The 21,324-nt window shown below is 45.0% G+C and carries 15 protein-coding genes; 2 read left to right on the forward strand and 13 right to left on the reverse strand.

Features of this window, described 5'->3' with window-relative positions; translation table 11 throughout:
• Nucleotides 1–4 precede the first annotated feature (4 nt).
• The 7 genes from GTK07_RS15745 to GTK07_RS15775 are packed head-to-tail and all read right to left on the reverse strand — an operon-like array spanning nucleotide 5 to nucleotide 7,552.
• On the reverse strand, nucleotides 5–1,333 hold the full coding sequence (locus GTK07_RS15745) for a Gfo/Idh/MocA family oxidoreductase (RefSeq protein WP_163636204.1): 1,329 nt from the start codon (nucleotides 1,331–1,333) through the stop codon (nucleotides 5–7).
• 4 nt (nucleotides 1,334–1,337) lie between these two features.
• Complete coding sequence (locus GTK07_RS15750; RefSeq protein WP_163636205.1) at nucleotides 1,338–2,702, reverse strand: 3-keto-disaccharide hydrolase; 1,365 nt, start codon at nucleotides 2,700–2,702, stop codon at nucleotides 1,338–1,340.
• A 38-nt stretch (nucleotides 2,703–2,740) separates the two neighbouring features.
• On the reverse strand, nucleotides 2,741–4,036 hold the full coding sequence (locus GTK07_RS15755) for a TRAP transporter large permease (RefSeq protein WP_163636206.1): 1,296 nt from the start codon (nucleotides 4,034–4,036) through the stop codon (nucleotides 2,741–2,743).
• A gap of 5 nt (nucleotides 4,037–4,041) precedes the next feature.
• Entirely contained in the window at nucleotides 4,042–4,500 is a 459-nt protein-coding gene (locus GTK07_RS15760; protein WP_163636207.1) for a TRAP transporter small permease, read from the reverse strand.
• The gene (locus tag GTK07_RS15765) at nucleotides 4,500–5,480 is read right to left on the reverse strand and encodes a TRAP transporter substrate-binding protein (protein WP_163636208.1); all 981 of its coding nucleotides are present in this window, start codon (nucleotides 5,478–5,480) and stop codon (nucleotides 4,500–4,502) included. The genes GTK07_RS15760 and GTK07_RS15765 overlap by 1 nt, the downstream gene beginning before the upstream one ends.
• Nucleotides 5,481–5,514: 34 nt before the next feature.
• Nucleotides 5,515–6,720: a mannonate dehydratase gene (gene uxuA, locus GTK07_RS15770; protein ID WP_163636268.1), complete on the reverse strand. Its 1,206-nt coding sequence runs from the start codon at nucleotides 6,718–6,720 to the stop codon at nucleotides 5,515–5,517.
• A gap of 13 nt (nucleotides 6,721–6,733) precedes the next feature.
• A complete protein-coding gene (locus GTK07_RS15775; RefSeq protein WP_163636209.1) occupies nucleotides 6,734–7,552 on the reverse strand; it encodes an SDR family oxidoreductase in 819 nt (272 codons plus the stop codon).
• Nucleotides 7,553–7,661: 109 nt separating this feature from the next.
• Between GTK07_RS15775 and GTK07_RS15780 the strand changes: the two genes are divergently transcribed.
• Both GTK07_RS15780 and GTK07_RS15785 read left to right on the forward strand, forming a co-directional pair.
• Nucleotides 7,662–8,360, forward strand: a complete 699-nt coding sequence (locus GTK07_RS15780) for an NUDIX hydrolase (protein WP_163636210.1) — start codon at nucleotides 7,662–7,664, stop codon at nucleotides 8,358–8,360.
• A gap of 111 nt (nucleotides 8,361–8,471) precedes the next feature.
• The gene (locus GTK07_RS15785; protein WP_163636211.1) at nucleotides 8,472–9,809 is read left to right on the forward strand and encodes an alpha-L-fucosidase; all 1,338 of its coding nucleotides are present in this window, start codon (nucleotides 8,472–8,474) and stop codon (nucleotides 9,807–9,809) included.
• A gap of 196 nt (nucleotides 9,810–10,005) precedes the next feature.
• On the opposite strand, the gene GTK07_RS15790 is transcribed toward GTK07_RS15785, so the two are convergent.
• The 6 genes from GTK07_RS15790 to GTK07_RS15815 all read right to left on the reverse strand — a co-directional run bounded on the left by GTK07_RS15790 (nucleotide 10,006) and on the right by GTK07_RS15815 (nucleotide 21,321).
• Nucleotides 10,006–10,896, reverse strand: coding sequence for a PorP/SprF family type IX secretion system membrane protein (locus GTK07_RS15790; RefSeq protein ID WP_163636212.1), 891 nt, complete (start codon nucleotides 10,894–10,896; stop codon nucleotides 10,006–10,008).
• A gap of 32 nt (nucleotides 10,897–10,928) precedes the next feature.
• Complete coding sequence (locus GTK07_RS15795; protein ID WP_163636213.1) at nucleotides 10,929–16,367, reverse strand: T9SS type B sorting domain-containing protein; 5,439 nt, start codon at nucleotides 16,365–16,367, stop codon at nucleotides 10,929–10,931.
• A gap of 11 nt (nucleotides 16,368–16,378) precedes the next feature.
• Entirely contained in the window at nucleotides 16,379–16,927 is a 549-nt protein-coding gene (locus GTK07_RS15800) for a DUF4347 domain-containing protein (RefSeq protein WP_163636214.1), read from the reverse strand.
• 478 nt (nucleotides 16,928–17,405) lie between these two features.
• Complete coding sequence (locus GTK07_RS15805; protein WP_163636215.1) at nucleotides 17,406–18,053, reverse strand: Crp/Fnr family transcriptional regulator; 648 nt, start codon at nucleotides 18,051–18,053, stop codon at nucleotides 17,406–17,408.
• 283 nt (nucleotides 18,054–18,336) lie between these two features.
• Complete coding sequence (locus tag GTK07_RS15810; RefSeq protein ID WP_163636216.1) at nucleotides 18,337–19,584, reverse strand: YdcF family protein; 1,248 nt, start codon at nucleotides 19,582–19,584, stop codon at nucleotides 18,337–18,339.
• A gap of 60 nt (nucleotides 19,585–19,644) precedes the next feature.
• Complete coding sequence (locus GTK07_RS15815) at nucleotides 19,645–21,321, reverse strand: RagB/SusD family nutrient uptake outer membrane protein (protein ID WP_163636217.1); 1,677 nt, start codon at nucleotides 21,319–21,321, stop codon at nucleotides 19,645–19,647.
• Nucleotides 21,322–21,324: the final 3 nt, after the last annotated feature.

Here is a 21,324-nt window from a genome sequence, read left to right on the forward strand (position 1 = left end):
TTGTTTAAAGTTTAGGTTCCCATCCATTTTCATACTCCCGCTTCCAGCCCCTCATAGCTTTTTCACTGTTCAACACCTTGCCTGTTTGGGTATCAATCTGAATGGTATGGCGGGCATCGTGGGCCATATTGCCCAAGTGACAGAGCATGGTGGAAACACTGGCGTCCCTTATATCCGAATTTAAGGACGTGTCCTTTCTGATGGCATTGAAAAAGTTGCCCACATGGTCCACATCCAGTCCGCCAATGCCTTGGGTATTTAAAGTGGCACTGATGTTTGCCTCATCTTCCTGTTTGATCAGGTTTCCACCCAGATCATATAATTTATAAAAGTTCCGGCTCAACTCCATAACACCTTTACTACCATAAATGGTAATGCCACGGCCAGGTCGTTCCGGTTTCATAATACCACGGCTGTGGGAGGTCCATGTGATGAATTTATCGCCTGGGAAGGTATAGGTTACTTGTTGGTTATCTGGGAATTCCCAGTCATCATCAAAGGTATACTTTCCACCAAATGCCGTAACCGTTTCAGGAAGGTCCACACCCAAGGCCCAACGGCAGATATCGATCTCGTGGGTACCATTGTTGTGTATTTCCCCTGTTCCCCAATTTTTAAACCAATGCCAATTATAGGGATGGACATTGTCTCGATAACTTTCCCGTGGGGCCGGGCCCTGCCACATATCCCAATCCAAGGTCTGGGGCACATCGATTATTTTACCATGTCCGATGGACTCCCGATTGTTGGAGTAATACGCCTCTCCTTTGAAGACATTCCCTAGTACTCCTTTTTTGATATCCTCCACAGCCATCATAGAAGTTTTGGCCGATCGCTGCTGGTTTCCCATCTGTACCTTTTTCCCATACTTGTTACTGGCCGCCACCAAAAGATCATTTTCATGGGGATCATGGCTACAGGGTTTCTCCACGTACACGTGTTTTCCCGCCTGTAGGCCCATAATGGCCATCGGGGCGTGCCAGTGATCCGGTGTAGCAATAAAGATGGCGTCCACATCCTTATCTTCAAGTACTTTACGAAAATCCTTTTCCACCTTTGGAACATACCCGATATGTTCTTGGCACCAAGCATTGTGTTCTTCCAAAATCGTATCATCCACATCACAGCTATACAAAATCTTGGCATTGGCATCTTGATGAATGGCCAAAACATGGGCCTTGGCACGGCTCCTCACACCGATTACCGCACAGTTGATTTGGTCATTGGCCCCCAGAATTCGGGCATTGGCCCAAGAGGGTAATACCATACCGCCCAAGGTAACGGCGGCAGTTCCGGTAGTTGTTTTTTTGATGAAATCGCGTCTTGTGGTCATGGTCTTATTCTTTTTCGGTGGTTTTTATCTTGATGTTCCTAAAACTTACCCTATCCCCATGGTCTTGCAATAAAATGGGACCCGTTGGAGCTTCGCCAAAATTGGGCCATACCACATACTTACTTTCGGAAACAAGCTTTTTGAATTCGTCGCTTCCCCGTTCGTATTCCAAGACCTTCATACCATTGAGCCAGTGTTCCACATGATTTCCTTTGGAAACGATATGGGCGGTATTCCACTCCCCAATCGGGTTGGCGGGTTTATTAGAATCCGCTTTGATAAGATCGTAGAGCGATGCCAAAGTTCGGCTCCCTTCGTGGTTACCCAATTTGGCATCGGGATGGACAGCATCATCCAGAATTTGATATTCCAACCCAATGGATGACCCTGGGCCTTTGTTCAAATCGGTATTCACATAATATTTAATGCCGCTATTGGCACCTTCGGTCAATTTAAAATCAACCATCAATTCAAAATCCCCGAATAGCTCTGTGGTCACAATATCGCCGCCAGCCGCCGACTCTTCACCACCGGATGACAAAACGGTCAAAACCCCATCTTCTATCTCCCAGCCTTTATCCGGAAAACTATCCAATCGGGCCCCTCTCCATCCATTGGTGGTCTTGCCATCCCATAACAATTTCCATCCATTTTTGGCCTCGTCCACATTGATAACGTTTTGGGTCACCACGGGTTGCAGGGACATGGGTTTGGTATATTTTGAAAGACTATCGGTCAAAATCTTGATATTGCGCCACGCAATCTCCGTTCCCGACTTTTGATCTTTTCCAATGCTGTGTACTTGTAGCGCGATAAACCCACTTGGTGTTTTATCATCTATCAAATGGGCGGCAGGAACACCATTGATCCATGTTTTGATGGTATCACCGATCGCTTCGATGCGATAATGGTTCCAATCGTTTTGTCTGAAGGCTTTTTGGGCCTCTGGATTGTCGTCCAAGGTCACGAGCCAACCCCTTCTTCCCTCATCATAAATGCCCGCACTCCAGGCCCTTTCCGAAGGATCGATTTCAATCTGATAGCCGTGCACCCTTCCATTTTGGTAGTATGGAAAACTATTGCTCCTAATCTGTATTCCTGAATTCATGGTAGAATCTACTTTGTAATCCAACTCCAAAATGAAATCATCGTACATCTTATCGGTGGTCAAAAAGGAATTTGGGGTATCATGGACCGTGGAGCCTACAATGGCATCGTCCTCAACCGCATAATTGGCTTCGCCTCCCTTTTGGTTCCATCCGTTGAGCGTTCCATCAAACAAATCGACCCAAGGGGTGTCATCCTTGGGAGTTTCGGCACAGGCCCAACACAGCAGAAGTACCAATGTCCCGTATTTTAGTTTGTTCATTTTATGTGTCATATTTAAAAGTTTATTGTATAATTCGATTATAGTCCAAACAAACCCGGTAGCCAAAGGGCCAGTTCGGGGATATACGTGATCAGGAACAAGGCCAGTATCATTGCCGCAAAAAGGGGCAACAAGGGTTTTATCACTTTTTCTATGGATGTCTTTGCAATACCCACCCCCACAAAGAGTACCGAACCGACCGGAGGGGTGCACAAGCCGATACATAGGTTCAATATCATGATGATACCAAAATGTACCGGATCGATTCCCAATTTTGTCACAATAGGCAAAAATATCGGGGTGAAGATGAGTACTGCCGGGGTGATATCCATAAAAATGCCCACAAACAACAGTATCAGATTGATGATGAGCAACAAAGCAATCTTGTTATCGGTAATGGACAAAAGCCCGGTACTGATATCCTGAGGAATATGCTCAAAGGAAAGGGCCCAAGACATGCTCATGGAAGCTGCGATCAACAACATGACCACTGCGGTAGTAGATGAGGCATTTAAAAAGATCTGGGGCAATTTTTTCAAGGTAATCTGCTTATAAGCAAAGCCCAACAGAAGACTATAGAGTACTGCGATAGCAGAGGCTTCGGTGGCCGTAAAGATGCCCGCTACAATACCCCCTATGACCAAAACCAATAAAAATAAGCTCGGGACGGCATCAATAAAGGTTTTAAAGATTTGCCTAAAAGTGCTACGTTCCCCAGTGCCATATCCTTTTTTCTTGGCCCAAAAAATGGTGACCACCATCAACAACAAGCCTGTGAGAAGACCAGGGATATAACCCGCCAAAAAGAGTGCTGCTATGGACGCCCCACCACTAGCCAGTGAATACACAATCAAAATATTGCTAGGCGGTATGACCAATCCCGTGGTGGCAGAAGTAATGTTCACTGCTGCCGCGAATTCCCTATCATACCCTTCTTTTTCCATCTCTGGCCCGAGGATACTGCCCATGGCCGAGGCCGAGGCCATGGCCGACCCTGCAATGGCCCCCATAAACATGGCCGAAATGATATTGATCAAGGCGAGGCCTCCCGGCATAGCCCCTACCAAAGATTTGGCAAAAGCAATCAATCTGTGGGCAATCCCCCCCTGGTTCATCAATTCTCCCGATAAAATAAAGAAAGGAATGGCCAGTAAGGCAAAACTATCCAACCCAGTAGCCATCCTTTGGGAGATGGTCGCCAATGCAGGCAAGGTAGGAACGCTCACCAATAAGGTCAACATGGAAGATATGGCAATGCTCCACGCTACGGGAGTACCGATTGCCAAGAGGCCCACAAAACTGATAATCAATACAAGTAAGGGGATATATTCCATAGGGTCTATTCGGATATGATGTCAAAAAAATTGTAGTAAACCACAATCAGCCCACTTAACGGAATTACAATATACACGTATGGCAAAGGTACCCCCAATGCAGGGGATAACTGCTTTAGTTCATAGGTGGTAAACACTAACCATCCACCGCCCGTCACCATAGCGGCCAAACAAAAAATTATAATGAAAATGGACACGCCTCTTTTTAACCATTTCTGATTTTTCACACTGGCCCGTTTGGCCAATACATCTATGGCCACATGACCCTTTTTCCCAGATACAAAGGCAGCCCCCAACAGGCCCAGCCAGATCATCAGGAATCGGGCGAGTTCATCCGTGAAAGCGCTCGGCTCCCCTAGAACATATCTGCTGAACACCTGCCAAAGCACGTTCAGCACCATTAGGCCCATCAGCAACACCAGAAGATGTGCCAAAATACTGTCCAATGTTTTTTTGAAGCCCATCAATTTGTCATGTTTTTGATCTGTTGTATCATGTTGTTCAATTCTTCATCCGCTTCATACGCTTTGTACATTTCCTTTGTCATTTGGATGAAAGGCTCTTTGTTGGGATATGAAATCTTCACCCCTGCCTTCTGCACTTCTTCCAACGCCTCCGCTTCTGAATCCGCCCACAATTTTCGTTGATGGCCCAAAGACCTTTTCACCGCTTCGTTTACCCATCCTTGCTCTTGCTCTGAAAGTTTGTTCCAAAATTGGGTGCCTACAATCAATACATCAGGGGAAAAAGTGTGCTCATCCAATGCATAGTAGGGACAAACTTCATAGTGTTTGGAAAGGTAAAAACTGGGCGGATTGTTCTCTGCCCCGTCCACTACTCCTTGTTGAAGGGATGTGTACAATTCTCCCCAAGAAATGGGGGTTGGCGACCCTCCAAGGCTTTTGACCATATCCATGGCCGTGACACTTTCCATCACCCTGATCTTGAGCCCCTTTAGATCTTCTGGGGAATCAACAGGCTCGTGTTCGGTGTAAAAGCTTCTAAACCCGGCATCGTAATAGCCCAGTCCTTTCAATCTAAATTGCTGTGCATTGTCCAACAACGCTTGTCCGATGGGGCCATCCAGTACTTCAAAGGCATGCTTTCTGCTTTCAAAAAGATAGGGTAGTCCCAAAATGCGGGTCTTGGGGGCAAAGTTTTCCAGGGTAGCGACCGATACCTTGGTCATGTCTAGACTACCCAATTGTATCAATTCCAAAATCTCCCGTTCGGTTCCCAATTGTTGGTTTGGATAAATTTCAATGCGAAGTTTCCCTCCTGAAATATTTTCTATGTCTTCACCCATTTTTACCATGGCCCTGTGCACGGAATGGTTCACATCCAATCCATGGGCCAACCGGATGGTCTTCACGTCATTTTCTTGCATGCAGCCGGTAAACTGTGCAATCAAGACAAGCGATAAGACCACCCTGAAAAATTTCATTTTACTATTATTTGATAAAGCTTAAGTGCTATTCTCATGTCCACGATCTTTCAATGCCCAACATCAATCCTCTCAATTCCGCCAATCCCCTGAGTCTACCAATAGCCGAATACCCCGGATTGGTATGTTTTTTCAGATCGTCCAGCATTTGATGGCCATGATCGGGCCTCATCGGAATTTGCCAGTCCGTTCTTCCTTCCTGTTTACGGCGTTGTTGTTCCTTCAGGGCTTTCTCCATTATATCGAACATATCCACGTCCCCTTCCAGATGGTTGGCTTCATAAAAATTGCCTTTTCCGTCCCTTTTTGTGCTTCGCAAATGCATAAAATGAACCCGATCGGCAAACCTTTGGAACATGGTCCCCAAATCATTGTCCGCCCTCACTCCCAACGATCCCGTGCAAAAAGTAATGCCGTTGTGGATGGATGGCACCTCCTTAAAAATATGGGCATAATCCGCTTCGGTGCTCATAATTCTTGGCAGGCCCAAAATGGGAAACGGCGGATCATCCGGATGGATGCACATCAAAATCCCATGTTCTTCTGCCACTGGGACAACTTCCTTTAAAAATTCAACCAGATTGCCTCGCATTTGTTCGGCATCAATGCCCTTGTAGGTATCCAAAATGGTTTGGAACTTTTGCAGGTTATACCCGTTTTTAGCATCCAAATACCCTTCGGAGGAACCCGGAAGTCCTGCAATAATGTTCTTGACCAACAACTGAATTTGATCTTCGGACATCCCATCAAAATATGCTTTTGCTTCAGCAATCTGTTCCTTGGTATAGTCCTTTTCCGCTCCGGGCCGTCTTAAAATATGGATATCAAAAGCAGCCAAGGCATTGAATTCAAAAAACAAGGCCTTGGAACCATCTTCCACAGTGTATGCCAGATTGGTGCGCGTCCAATCCAAAACGGGCATAAAATTGTAGCAGACTACCTTTACATCGCACTGGGCCAAATGCATCAGGCTTTGTTTATAATGGGCAATATGTTCTTTGTAACTTCCTGAACGGGTCTTGATGTTTTCATGTATTGGGAGTGATTCCACAACCGACCATCTTAGTCCGACATTTTCCAACATGGTTTTTCGTTCCAAAATGCTTTGCACGGGCCAAACCTCCCCATTTGGAATATGATGCAATGCCGTGACAATACCTGTGGCACCGGCCATTTTGATGTCTTCCAACGAAACAGGGTCATCTGGCCCGTACCAACGCCAAGTCTGTTCCAATCCCATTTGCATTCCTTGTTTATACACCGCTATAAGCACTAAATCCCCCATCAATAGGTATGATGGCACCTGTAACAAAACTGGCAGCATCGCTGATGAGCCAATGCACGGTACCGTGCAATTCATCGGCTTTCCCAAATCGCTTCATGGGGGTGTTATCTATTATTCTTTTACCACGGTCGGTATAGCTGCCATCTTCATTTAAGAGCAGTTTTTTATTCTGGTTGCTGATAAAAAATCCTGGGGCTATGGCATTTACGCGAAGGCCTTCCCCAAATTTCAGGGCCAGTTCGGTGGCCATCCATTTGGTGAAATTATCAATGGCCGCCTTGGATGCCGAATAGCCTACCACACGGGTAAGTGCCCTTGTTGCTGCCATGGAGGATACATTAAGGATGCATCCATGACCTTGGTCCGCCATTTGCTTTCCAAAAACCAAGGAGGGGATTACGGAACCATCCAAATTCAATTCGGACACTTTCCTAAAGTCTTCCATTTGCAGGTCGAAGATGGTCTGTCCTTCTCCTATCACAGCACCTGGCATATTACCCCCCGCGGCATTGATGAGTACATCTATGCTACCCCATTCCTGCACCACCTTGCTCTTAACTTTCTCCAGAAACTCTTTATCCAACACACTTCCCGAAAATCCAAACACATCGGAATAAGTTTCCTTCAACAATTTGACCTTTGCAATTACTTTGTCTTCGGTCTGGCCCAAAAGAACAATCTTGGCTCCTTCTGAAAGCAGGTACTCCGCCATGCTTCCTCCCAATACTCCGGTGGCACCGGTAATCAAGATGACTTTATTGGATATATCGAACAATGATTTTCCCATTCCTGTATGATGACCCAAATATTTGGGGGATTTTTTTCAAAAATTATTATTTCTGTGTACTTTAGACACGGATACTAATTTAGAAGTTTTAGTCCAATAAAAAAATCAAATGAGCAATAAAAAGGTATTGGAGCCGCCGAATCTTCAAAATTTAACAGTAAACGCTGATTCATTTGAATGTTCTATAACAACCGATATTGCCGTATTCGGATATGTGGACCATCGGTTGAAACTATTGCTCACTAAACGTTCGGTTGGGGAATTTACCAACCACTGGATGTTACCTGGGGGGGTTATGGAAGCCAACGAGACCCTGAAGGATTGTGCCAGTAAAGTATTGCTTGCCCTGACTGGGGTAAAGGACATCCATTTTGAGCAGGTGAAAGTGTATTCCGATTTAAAAAGGCATCCTTTAAAGCGCGTAATCACCGTTTCTTTCTATGCCATGGTAAGGCCGGAAAATCATCCCCTTTTTCTTAAGGGAAATGTGGAACAGATCTCATGGTTTGATATGGAGGAAATCCCTGTGAACCTGGGATTTGACCATGCCCAAATCATCCATGACGCCCATATGTTCCTTAAAAACAACCTTAAGGACCGATTGATCATGGGGGAATTATTACCCAAACAGTTCACCCTATCAGAACTCCAAGGTCTATATGAAGACATTTTGGGGATCAAATTGGATAAACGTAATTTTAGAAAACGAATCTTTCAGATGGAAGTGTTGAAAAACACCGGGGAAGTCAAGGCAGGCATTAAAGGTGGCCCCGTTCTTTATGAATATGATGTTTCGGTAAAAGGATGATTCCAATAAAAAAATGACACGTCGAAATGCATCAATTAAATCCGAAAAAATAATATCTTACAAAGACATCCAAATAGACAAATCTCAGGAAATCAACTAAACAACCATACCATGAAAACCAATCGAGCACTTAGTATTTTGTTCTTCTTTATATCATTTATATCCTTTGGTCAGGGCCAGAAAGATTACAAACCCACCAAAGAAAACCTGGAAGCTCGAAAATGGTTCCAAGAGGCAAAATTTGGGATGTTTATCCATTGGGGCGTATACAGCATTTTGGGTGATGGTGAATGGGTGATGAACAATCAAAATATCCCTCTACAGGCCTATGAAAAGCTGCCTACTTTTTTTAATCCAACTGGCTATGATGCCGAGGCATGGGTAAAAATGGCAAAGGATGCGGGGATGAAATACATTACCATCACTAGCAGGCACCATGATGGGTTCTCCATGTTCGATACCAAGGCCAACAATTATGACATTGTGGATAGTACTCCCTATGGAAAGGATGTCCTGAAGCAATTAGCGGATGCTTGCCATAAAGAAGGCATCAAACTCTTTTTCTATTATTCTCTGTTGGACTGGCACAACGACGATTATTTTCCTCGTGGCCGTACAGGAACCGATATTCCAGGTCGAGGTGCAGGGGAATGGGACAACTACATCGCCTTTATGAAAGCGCAGTTGACCGAGCTCTTAACCAACTATGGTGAAATTGCGGGTATTTGGTTTGATGGGCATTGGGATCAAAAACTGTGGGATGGTGAACGGTTTGGGGCCCTCCAGGTAGATTGGCATTATGATGAGATCTACAAATTGATCCATGAACTACAGCCCCAATGTTTAATTGGGAACAACCACCATTTGGCTACCATTGAAGGGGAAGATTTTCAAATGTTCGAAAAGGACCTGCCAGGCAAGAACACGACCGGTTTTGGTACATCGGCATCGGATATTGGTAAACTGCCCATGGAAGTTTGTGAAACCATCAACGGTTCATGGGGTTTCAATTTGCAGGATAGACGACATAAATCGAAGGAAGAATTGATCCATTTCATTGTTAAGGCTGCCGGGTATGGAAGTAACCTATTGCTCAACGTAGGTCCCATGCCCAATGGAAAAATCCAAGAAGAACATCAGGAATCCCTCAAAGAAATTGGCGCATGGATGCGAGAAAATGGTTCAACCATCTATAGCACCATGGCCGGGCCTTTCCTTCCCAACGAAAAATTTGCCACGACCAGAAAAGGAAACACCATTTTTCTACACATTTTGGATAGAAGTCAGAAAATTTTCTTGGAGGATTTTGGCAAAAAAATTAAAGATGTGAAACTGTTCCCCGACCAATCTAAATTGACTTTTCAACAAAACAAATTCGGTTTGTTCGTAGAAGTACCTAAGGACAAAATCGACAGTGTGGACACCATCGTAGAAATTACCCTAAAGTAACTTTTGCCATATTTGATTTTCGATTTTACCTGATAGGAATACCTAAATTGAAAATCACACATCAATAAAAAGGGTTGCATTATAATGCAACCCTTTGTTTTTCAATTAAATAAAATCATGTGAAAGATTACTCCCTGTTAGGTTATAAACCAATTGCATGGGTCAAAACCTTTGGGTTTGGCCATTCTTTAGCCTTTTACATCCTCAATCTCATAAAAAGCTCGTGGGTATTGTTGTCCAACCCATTGATCGGACTCTGCAGGGCAGTCTCGTAGGCATACCCTATGTTCAGACCATTACTGACATTGAAGAGCACCAGACCACTGACACTCTCATCAAAACGGTAAGAGGCACCAAATTCAAAACGCTCCCCAAAATCCAGGATCCCCGTAAGTTCAAGGGACACAGGCGAGGCATCTGCATAACGGAACATCCCCATGGTCTTCAAATCCAAGGTCTTACCAAGAAGAAAGGTGTACCCCCCGCTCAAATAGGCATGCATCCGGTCCACACCAAGGTAGGCGTTACCATCACGCTCTTGTAAACGCTTAGGGGTCAACAGTTTTGGTGCCGACAGGGAAACAAAATATCTGTCGTGTTTCAAATAGGCCCCAGCTCCCACATTGGGCGTGAACCGGCTTTCATAACCCATGAGTGCTCCATCCTGTCCTACCCCATAAGTGACCAATCCGTCTGTATTGGCATCGTAGGAATTCGCGCTCCCCTTGAGTCCAAAGTACAATGTATGCTCCGCATCCAACTGTATATGGTATGACACATCGATGGCCACCCAAGTCTGGCGCTCAATAAAGGTCTTATCGTTCAAGATGGAAACCCCGAGCCCCACTTTTCTTCCTACAGGCATTCCAAAAATGGCACTTTGGCTTTCCGGTGCCCCTTGAACGCCTGCCCATTGACTCCGAATTCCCAAGGAGAACTCCGTGGACTCGGAACTTCCCGCAAAGGCCGGATTATAAATGTTCATATTGTACCTGTAAAAAGTAAAACTAGGGTCCTGTTGGGCCTTAACGGCCACCGAAAGGACCAAGGCCATTATAAGTACTGCTATTCTATTGATTGTATTCATGATTTTAATTGTGCTTTTTGTTTTGTTGATTTTTAATAGTTGATAAAGATCCATCCCTGTAGCGGTGCATCGCCATTGCCCAGATCAATAATGTATAGGTAAGATCCCGACGGAAGCTTTTCGTTCCGGTTCTTATAGAAACCTCCCCAATCATTGTGATAGGATCTTGTGCCAAATACCTCATGCCCCCATCGATTATACACCTTAACCACATTGTTGGGATAATTGTCGATTCCCGGAATAATCCAAGTATCGTTATTACCATCTCCATTGGGAGTGAACGCCTGGGCTGGGACCAAAGTGGGTTCCTCACTAGTTGGGAAAGCATCATCCCCATCCAGTACACCATCGTTGTCATCATCGTCATCCAAACTATCGGGTATACCATCACCGTCCGTATCCAAAGGAGTGCTTGAAGCATCTGTTGGGTCTGTACCTTCGTTCAACTCAACTTCATCGGAATACCCGTCCCCATCATCATCCGTATCAGCATTGTCACCAATCCCATCTCCATCGGTATCGGTGTCTTCACTGGCATCTGTTGGGAATGCATCTTCATTGTCAAGTATACCATCGTTATCATCATCGTTGTCCACATTGTCCCCAAGGCCATCGCCATCACTGTCCATGTCCTCTATCCCATCATTGTCATCATCTGTATCGGCATTGTCACCAATTCCATCCCCATCAACATCCGAGCTTTCATTCGGGTCTGTTGGAAAGGCATCCTCATCATCGGGAAGTCCATCGTTATCGGCATCATTATCGGCATTGTCCCCAGTTCCGTCGCCATCGGTATCGGTATCCTCCATGGGGTCTTTAGGGAAGGCGTCGTTGCTATCCAAGGTGCCGTCACCGTCATCGTCGTCATCGGCATTGTCCCCAGTTCCGTCCCCATCGGTATCGGTATCCTCCATGGGGTCTTTAGGGAAGGCGTCGTTGCTATCCAAGGTGCCGTCACCGTCATCGTCGTCATCGGCATTGTCCCCAGTTCCGTCCCCATCGGTATCGGTATCCTCCATGGGGTCTTTAGGGAAGGCGTCGTTGCTATCCAAGGTGCCGTCACCGTCATCGTCGTCATCGGCATTGTTCCCCGTTCCGTCCCCATCGGTATCGGTATCTTCCGTTGGGTCCTTAGGGAAGGCGTCGTTGATGTCCAAAGTACCATCTCCATCATCATCGTCATCGGCATTGTCCCCTGTTCCGTCCCCATCGGTATCGGTATCCTCCGTTGGGTCCTTAGGGAAGGCGTCGTTGCTATCCAAGGTGCCGTCACCGTCATCGTCTTCGTCGGCATTGTCCCCAGTTCCGTCCCCATCGGTATCGGTATCCTCCATAGGGTCTTTCGGGAAGGCGTCGTTGATGTCCAAAGTACCATCTCCGTCATCATCGTCATCGGCATTGTCCCCTGTTCCGTCCCCATCGGTATCGGTGTCCTCCATTGGGTCCTTAGGGAAGGCATCGTTGCTATCCAAGGTGCCGTCGCCGTCATCGTCGTCATCGGCATTGTCGCCCGTTCCGTCGCCATCGGTATCGGTATCCTCCGTTGGGTCCTTAGGAAATGCGTCGTTGCTATCCAAGGTGCCGTCTCCGTCATCGTCGTCATCGGCATTGTCGCCCGTTCCGTCGCCATCGGTATCGGTGTCCTCCGTTGGGTCCTTAGGAAATGCGTCGTTGCTATCCAAGGTGCCGTCTCCGTCATCGTCATCATCGGCATTATCGCCCGTTCCGTCGCCATCGGTATCGGTATCCTCCATGGGGTCTTTAGGGAAGGCGTCGTTGCTATCCAAGGTGCCGTCACCGTCATCATCGTCATCGGCATTGTCGCCCGTTCCGTCGCCATCGGTATCGGTGTCCTCTGTTGGGTCTTTTGGGAAGGCGTCGTTGATGTCCAAGGTACCGTCGCCGTCATCGTCTTCATCGGCATTGTCCCCAGTTCCGTCGCCATCGGTATCGGTATCCTCCGTTGGGTCTTTTGGGAAGGCGTCGTTGCTATCCAAGGTGCCGTCGCCGTCATCGTCGTCATCGGCATTGTCCCCTGTTCCGTCCCCATCGGTATCGGTATCCTCCGTTGGGTCTTTTGGGAAGGCGTCGTTGATGTCCAAAGTGCCATCCCCGTCATCGTCGTCATCAGAATCGTCAGGGATTCCATCACCATCGGTATCTTGGGCTGCTGTAATATCTGCACTATAAGTAATGCTACTCAATGCATCATCCCCATCCTTCACTTTAAATGAAAAGGAAGCGTAGCTTTCGCCAAATTCACCAGTCTCCGTGATATATACCAACAAAGTCACATCATCGACCATATCATTGATGGATACCGGATTGCCGTTATATGTCAATGTTCCTTTTGAGGGAAGAGAAACAATCTGAATGCCGTTGAAGGCATCACTGGGGTCATCATCAGTAAAAGTGAAATCGCTTACGGCAAATGCATATCCTAAATCCTGAATTACATCCACCGTAATGTTTCCTCCTTGGGGAGCATCATTCACATTGTTGATGCTAAAGGAAACGGTAACCGTTTCAGAGAAAGAAACCGCATCTTCAAAGTTATAGGTGAAACTGTCCGTTCCTGACTCGTCACCATCATGCTCATAAGAAAAGGTACCATCCGCATTGAATGTAAACGATGCCGCATGGGACGGGTTGGTAATGATATGATACACTAAATCATCTCCATCTACCTCCACATCGTTGGTGGAAACATCCTCGTTCAAGGTTGCATTTTCATCCAAATTGAAGCTGTCAGCATTTGCCACAGGGATATCATCCGCAGGTAAAATGGAAAGCGTGATATTGGCCGTTACCTTTTGCCCTTGATCGTCCAATTCATAGGTTACGGTATCGGTACCATTCATGTTGGCATCGGGAGTATACACTACTTGGTTACTTTCGTTGACCACGGCAGTACCTTTGGTGCCCTGTACCGTGATAGTGACCGTTGGTGTGGCACCTGTATCATACACGTCGTTGTACAACACATCAATGGGGTCCGATACGGTATCTTCATCCAAAATGGCCAAGTCGTCATCTGCGCTGACCACTAGGGTAATATCGTAAGGTCCAAAAGTGGCCGTACCCACATTGCCTGCATTGTCCTTAACTTCAGCATGGATATACCATCCTGAACCTCCAGAATTGAATGAAGTTGTTTTGGACTGGCTATTGCTCCATGAGGTCCAAGCCGCATTATCCGTTGCCGGTGGGGTGGCACTTTGTACTTTTGCAAAACGCTGCACATCAAAACCACTACCCCCGTTTTCATCCTGAAAAACCAATTGAATATCGGTATTGGTATCCAAGCTTCCACTGGATGGGTTAGCCGTAATGGTCGGCAGGGTATTATCATCAACAATGGTCAGCGTTCGATAGAACGGTTCCGACCAAACCCCTGTATCTGTTTGGGTACGCAAACTGATGATGTAATCCGCAGAAAGGTTGTTATAGGCCGAGAAATCGGTCATTGGAGTCGTGGCATTGTAAATCTGGGTATCGGTTGGGTCTCCGTTACCATCGTAAGTTCGTTGGGTCACGATCCATTCTTGGGTGGATAAGGTCCTGCCGTAAGGGTCAACCGAGTTATCCTCAATGGCAACTGTCATGTTCCCAGTATAGGTGTTGATCAAATCAGGTTGTATGTTGAACTGTGCTATAGGCAGATCGGTACTGCCACCGGAGCCTGATGTCTTTTCAACATAGATACTGGTGGGACTACTCCAGGTACCCTGATGGTCCTGAACTGTCAACATCACCAAGTATTGGCCATCAGGTACTGAATTTTTGTCAAACTGTCCTATGGTCCAATCATTTGTAGAAGCGGCATCAACGGATTTCCATTTCCATTCGGATTGGGCAATACCATTATTTGAACCTCCATCCAAGTCATAGGAGGTATTGTTGATGAACCCAGTATCACTGCTATAGGTAAAGCTTGCCACTGGTCTACGGTGAAAGAACAACGTGGTTGGTGCCGTTGGCATTTCTTCAAAGGTGAAGGTGTACTTTCCTGGCTTTTCATAATACTCGGGTACATCTTCCAAGTACAGTCCACTCCAAGAAACACGTCCCGTGTTGTTTTCAAAATAGGTTTCATCATGGGTAATTTTCCAGCGTCCGCTTGGGTAACTGGCATTGGCCGTATTGTTTTTCAGCTGTGCCGGATCCACATCGATCTCCACTGAAGTACCCGCAATAAAGAACTCACCTGCACTCACGGTACCGAATTGGTATTGCTCATAAATGTATTGGGCTATATCGTCGATCCAAGTAGACCAACTTCCGGCATCCCTATTGACAAAGGTTCCCTGATTGTTGTTCTGGGTAATAAACCGTTCAAACTGTGCCTCATTGGCATTGGTTCCCCAACCGATGTAATGGATATCCTCGTTGATGGTACGCATCAAGATTTCGGAAAGATCGGTGTCCACATCAAAATCGGCAACTTCAATATCATCCAGGTTTACGTTGAACCTCAGTGCACTGTTCCTCCATTGTGGCTCACGCAATACATCTTTAAAGGCACGCAGCTCCAATTTTTCTATATTGATATCCTTGAAATAGGCACCAGATTGTTCGTGTACGTAAAAACCATAACTTCCTTCAGAGAAAGTTGCATCGGAAATGTTGAACGATTCAATCCAATCCGTACCGGCACTTCCACCCCCTCCTTTTCTTGAGATTTTGATATCGTCACCACTCATTTCAATCTTAAATTCAATGCTCTGCCCATCATAATAGGCGGCAAACATATCGGCACGGTTACCATCCCAGCCATAGGTTGCTGTACCAGAATTACCGCTATTGGTGTTCAAGGCCAAAACGGTTTTAACCCCGTTTTCAATTTTTATGATGGCCTCGGCAGGGTCACCGTCTGTTCCATAGCCGCTCACATTTCCACATGCTGTATGGTTGTCAATGATATAGGCATAAAAGTTTTGGTTGTCCACTTTTCTAAAGATAAAGCCTACTTCACCATGTACATAAGGTGCACCTATTAACCCCCAGGTTGCAGAAATGGAACCATCGGCTATATCCCCTGTGGGATCATACATGGCATATCCATAACCGTTGTAACGGCTCACAAAATCCGCAATGATTCGGTTGGTTCCGGAATCAAAGGTGAAGTAGTCTCCTGTGTAAGAAGAATGGACCGGTGGTTCGGTACCATTAAAGTTCATTTTGTTCCAGTTGTTGAAAATGTCACTGGCATCGGCCTGGTCGGAAGAAATGGAGCTTCGTTGAAAGGCCTCCACACGGAGTTTTCCCAAAGGGATTCCCTTAAGATGCATGGCTTGTTCAAGATCGGCCTCAAAGGTGGATAGATCCACATTAGCCGAGCCAACAGTTACCATGACATCCACATTAGGGCCCTGTTTTACGGTCATGTCCACGGTTTGGGCCTGTACGGCTCCAAACAGAAGAAAAAGTAAAAAGAATGATAAGGTATTTGTTAAGGTTTGTTTCATGGCTGGTAGCTCTATTTGAATATTGAATTATTGACAGGTTGGTTCATGGTGGTATGATCAAAGTCCAAATCTGCCCCGAAAATGGAGCTACAATTCGTAGGAACTGCAATGTTGAGATAAGCCTTGTCACTAATTTTCTTCAGCAAGGCCAGTCCTTCTGGATTTGAACCGAGGTTACAATCGTAAATAAGAAGCTGTATGTGAATTCCTTGGAATAGCCCTTCGAGCATGGAAAGCTCAAATTCTTGGTCTACAGCATCGGCATCATAGGTTTTGCCCCCGAGCTCCATAGCGTTGTAGTTAGCGTTGGCAAATAGATGGACCACCTGTGTAGACCTGCTCTGCTCCAGATATTGTCGGATGGACTCCCACGGATTTTTGGGCGCATTAACTTCAAAAACTGGTATTCCCGATGCCAAATGATCGAGTACTTGCTGTTTTTGGGAATAGTTGGAATCGATGACGACCAATTCATTGGATTGCGCCATGCTCCTAGTAACAAAAAGGATGATCAGCATCAAAAAGAAGATTGAAGATTTCCGGTTAACTTGATTTTTCATTGTTTTGTTGATTTTGATTTTATTGGATTAAAAATGATTTGTTCTGTATGTTCCTTCCGCCTAAAAAAGACATGGGAGGGTCAGGCCGCCCAAGGGGCAGCAATTTTTATGGATGTCCTAAAAGTCCTTTTGGACTATGGGGTCCGATCAATAAGTCTGTGATTGTTTATCCAGAAGTGCTTTAGTAGATTTCTTTCATGACAAGGGAATCTTATTAATTGTTTCAATTTGTTTGGATAACATTTTTTCCTACTTTTTAAATCAAAAAATGTAGATTTTTTCCTATCCTTTGTCTAAGAAACGGAGGTGTAGGAGTCTTATTTCAACAAATCTTTTAGGGAATTGACAAAAGTCAATTTCAGGTTATTTTCTTACAAAAAAGAGAGTAATTCAACCAATAAATCCGTATCAATCAATGTAGTACGCTCTTTACTTGGAATACAGTATTGGGAGGAATTGATTAGATATAAAAGAAAAACTAGGAAGTGATCTTCTTTTCTTTCAGTAAACGGGATAAGGTTTCTGGTCTCATTGCCAAGTAAGAGGCCAAATATTTTTTAGGTATCCTGTTGATGATGTGAGGATTGAGATTTTCAATGAAAAAATTCAATCGCTTTTTAGCATTGGGAATCCTGGCCAAGTATACCCTATGTTCTGCCATTATGTAATATTCCTCAAGCAGTATTCTGTAGATTTGTCGCATTTCGGAAAAATTATTGAGGCAATATTTGTAATCCTCATACTCCAAATAATCACAGTGGGTTTCCTCAAGGCTCTGAATGTATTCCCTGGTCGGCTCGTTCCTAAAAAACCCGGTTATCGAGGTAAATACTTCATTCTCGCTATCGATCCATGTAGTAATCTCTGTGGAGTCACTTTTAAAATACCCTCTTACCATACCCGTTTTGATAAAGTACAATTTATTACATACTTCACCTTTTTTGCTTATAATCTCATTCTTACCAAAAGAACAGCTCTTTATTTTTGTGGACAGATATGATTTTATACCGGATCCGAGTGGATAAATGGAATTGAGATAAAAGAGGACAAAAAGGTTTTTTTCAGGGCTTGGTTTGGCAATCATGCTTTGAATGAAATTTCTGGAGAACAGAAAGGCGTTTCCCAAAAATAGTATTTTGAAGAGATTAACGAGTTTCAGCAGTTAGGTAATTTCGCTGAATTTGACAAATGTCAATTTATATGCGTTCAGAGGTTGTTTGGGAGATACAAAATTCAGATATCACAGCCTCCCAACCCATAAAAATTTATAAAACCCAGTCGGTTTCGAAAATACTGTCAACCAATTAAAAGGCGCAGTATCATAAGATCCCTGCGCCCTTTCCAATTAAACAAACAAACTCACTCAACTTTGATTCATTCCAACTAAAATGCTCTATTTCCTAATCCCATCAAGGGTCTAAAGGTTGATAGGGATTTTGATGTGTGGAAACTTTGTTTCCCGTAAATTCCAAGGTGAATGGAGACAATCTCTTGTGTAGGTCAACAGGTTGGTAGCCCAGTTCCTTTTGGCAACGTTCCTTAAAGACATTACTCTCCACATAAGAGCTATGCCATGGATTGGTAACCACCAGACTTTTTTTATCTATGGGTATACCATATTCAATCATCAATCGCGTGGCATTCCGCATGTTGGTGGTGGTATGCCTTGCATAGGGTTCTATAATGATACGCTCTTCCGGTACCCCATATTCCTCCATCAATTCCCTCTTCATTTCCACCGCTTCACAATAAGGGGTCATATAAGGATGGACGTGACCACCGGATACTATAATGAACGGGGCTTTGTTTTCCCGATATTCCTTCATGGCCAATTGAAGATTGACTTTCCCAGCAATGGAAAGTTTGTCCCTATAGTTTTCCGGACCACCACCCAAAACCACAATGGAGGCATAATCATACGCTCCAAAATCGATTGTTTTGACAGCTTGTACGGCCTTGGCATTTTCCTTTTGGCCCAAGGGGTCATAGCGTACGGCTTCATCCTTGTGGTTGGCATACAATAATGAGAGGGAAAGATTCAAGCTGGGTTGGAAAAACAAGTTGGTTTCCCTTGCATCTTGCCGTGCCTGTTGTCCCAAAATGGAAACGGCATAAACATATTGTTTGGACCTTACATCAAAGGATACGGAGTCAATGTTTTGATAAAATGGCATTTTCCCCGTCCCATAAACCTCTAGAACCGTATCCAATCCTTTGGCACACAACTCCCAAGCCTTGTAAAGGAATTCATCATCTGGATGGCTTTCAAAATGGGCATATTTATGGGATTTCCTTAGTTTCTGGATCAAACTTGAAAATGCGGCATTGCTCTCGGATATTTCCATCAACCGTTTTCCAACGGTCTGTATTTTTTGTTCACTCCATAAAAAAGGAGCAACAACCTCGGTAACATTTTTTGGAGGAGCATCCGGTACTTCAGTTTGACTCCCGAGCATGAAATCTTTCAAAATTTCATCCTCCCGCAAAAGCTGACTGACTTTTTGGTCATCCATAATAGCGGAAAACAAATAGAAGTTCTTATCCTGCAATCCTTTCAAGGTCTTGTTCGGATATTTTTGGTCTTGCTGCTTGGTCTGGGCCATTGAAATTATGGAAAGACCAAAAACCAATGAAAAGAGGAGAAGTTTTTTCATCATCTTGAATAAAAAAGGGCGGCTCCAATGCATACTGAAGCCACCCTATATTTAATTTCCGGATTAATAGCCGTTGTTCTGGGTCACCAAGCCGTCATCCACACTGTCAATATATTCCTGTGGAATAGGCCAGTACTCATTTTTGCCAGCGGTGAAGGCAGCATTTGTCAAATGGCTCCTCCTTGTTTTTTCAACCGAGAGGTAATCATCGATCACTTCCTTGGCAACACCCCAACGCACCAAATTGAAGAATCGGTGTCCTTCCATGGCCAGTTCCAAACGGGTTTCCATACGCACTTTGTCCCTAGCATCGGCGGCATCGGTCCAAGTAGTATTATAGGTTCCAATATTGTAATTGGCCGCATCTGTGGCTCCATCCAAAGTTTGGACGTATTGGGAATTGGCGGCACGTTCACGGATTTGGTTTACCAAGCCGCGCGCTTCTTCCAAGTTCCCCAATTCTACTGCAGCCTCGGCCCTCCACAACAATACTTCCGCATAGCGGATGATATAATAGTTCAGGGCATCCACATAAGGCCAAACCGTTACATGGTAAGGGGAATTTGCTGACAATATCCGTTTTTTGGGACCAAATGGACCATAGGTGGCCAAATCACGGGCCCAAGTATCCTCGTAAAGAATATTCAAATCCTTGTAGGGAATACCTGGTCTGCCGACGGTGATATCCAATCTAGGGTCCACAAAATCGGTGTCGGCAACGTCAACATTGTCTTCCACTGGCAACCCATTGGCATTGGTCTTGAATGCATTCACCAAATTCTGTGAGGGACGATGGAAACCATATTGGGAGTAATACGGTCCTCCGGGGGCCGTCAATCGGTCACCTATACTTCCATTATAATTACTGGATTGTCCATCGTTTACGGAGTATTGTACCGCAAAGATCACTTCTTTTCCATTATCATTCTCAGGCAAGAAAACCGATTGGAAATCATCCATAAGACCATAGTTTCCTGCCATTACCAAGGTAGTTGCATCATAGGCCTGTTGCCATTTATCCTGGAACAGATACGTCTTTGCCAAATATGCCATAGCGGCCAATTTGGTAGGTCTTCCCACTTGTTCTTGGGTATTGGGCAACACATCATAGGCCGCTTGGAAGTCATCTTCGATCTTGCCCCATAGTTGGTCCGAAGTGAACTCTGTGTTAGAACGGGCATAATCGGAAACCGTTTCCGCTGTTTCGTCTATATACGGAATTTGATTGTAGATTTTTTTGAGTTCAAAGTAATAATGGCCTCTTAAAAATCTAAGTTCCGCAGTTCTTTGGATCTTTAGGGATGCATCAAAGTCCTCGGAGGCATTCAAAAGTTTCATGGCCTCATTGGTCCTTTTCACCCCTTCGTACAATGCCATCCACTTTCGTTGCACATCGTAGGTGGTTGGAGAAGTGTTGTAAAGTTCCATTTGATGGATCTGGTTTTGGTCGCCGGTTCCGCCACCGCCTTTGTAACAATCATCAGATACCACATCGCCAAAACTCCAGTTGGAAGCCGGGGAATTATAGGCATTACTGGCCCCGTCAATCTGTCCATTAAGAACGCTATAAGCCGAAATAATGGCTTTTTCAACGTTTTCCGCTTTGGTCATTTCCGAAGGGGAAACTTCACCAAAGGTGACCTCTTCCAAATAATCCTTGGAACAGGATCCCAAGAGGGTAAGTGCCATTGTGGCTCCTACCATCATATATTTTGATTTTGCTTTCAATATGTTTTTCATAGC

The organism is Flagellimonas sediminis, from assembly GCF_010500845.1.
Taxonomy (GTDB): Bacteria; Bacteroidota; Bacteroidia; order Flavobacteriales; family Flavobacteriaceae; genus Flagellimonas; species Flagellimonas sediminis.

Excerpts from the sequence above, each read along its gene's own strand:
- GTK07_RS15745 (WP_163636204.1), bottom strand. The coding sequence starts at position 1,333 with ATGACCACAAGACGCGATTTCATCAAAAAAACAACTACCGGAACTGCC.
- GTK07_RS15750 (WP_163636205.1), bottom strand. The coding sequence starts at position 2,702 with ATGAACAAACTAAAATACGGGACATTGGTACTTCTGCTGTGTTGGGCC.
- GTK07_RS15755 (WP_163636206.1), bottom strand. The coding sequence starts at position 4,036 with ATGGAATATATCCCCTTACTTGTATTGATTATCAGTTTTGTGGGCCTC.
- GTK07_RS15760 (WP_163636207.1), bottom strand. The coding sequence starts at position 4,500 with ATGGGCTTCAAAAAAACATTGGACAGTATTTTGGCACATCTTCTGGTG.
- GTK07_RS15765 (WP_163636208.1), bottom strand. The coding sequence starts at position 5,480 with ATGAAATTTTTCAGGGTGGTCTTATCGCTTGTCTTGATTGCACAGTTT.
- uxuA (WP_163636268.1), bottom strand. The coding sequence starts at position 6,720 with ATGGGATTGGAACAGACTTGGCGTTGGTACGGGCCAGATGACCCTGTT.
- GTK07_RS15775 (WP_163636209.1), bottom strand. The coding sequence starts at position 7,552 with ATGGGAAAATCATTGTTCGATATATCCAATAAAGTCATCTTGATTACC.
- GTK07_RS15780 (WP_163636210.1), top strand. The coding sequence starts at position 7,662 with ATGAGCAATAAAAAGGTATTGGAGCCGCCGAATCTTCAAAATTTAACA.
- GTK07_RS15785 (WP_163636211.1), top strand. The coding sequence starts at position 8,472 with ATGAAAACCAATCGAGCACTTAGTATTTTGTTCTTCTTTATATCATTT.
- GTK07_RS15790 (WP_163636212.1), bottom strand. The coding sequence starts at position 10,896 with ATGAATACAATCAATAGAATAGCAGTACTTATAATGGCCTTGGTCCTT.
- GTK07_RS15795 (WP_163636213.1), bottom strand. The coding sequence starts at position 16,367 with ATGAAACAAACCTTAACAAATACCTTATCATTCTTTTTACTTTTTCTT.
- GTK07_RS15800 (WP_163636214.1), bottom strand. The coding sequence starts at position 16,927 with ATGAAAAATCAAGTTAACCGGAAATCTTCAATCTTCTTTTTGATGCTG.
- GTK07_RS15810 (WP_163636216.1), bottom strand. The coding sequence starts at position 19,584 with ATGATGAAAAAACTTCTCCTCTTTTCATTGGTTTTTGGTCTTTCCATA.
- GTK07_RS15815 (WP_163636217.1), bottom strand. The coding sequence starts at position 21,321 with ATGAAAAACATATTGAAAGCAAAATCAAAATATATGATGGTAGGAGCC.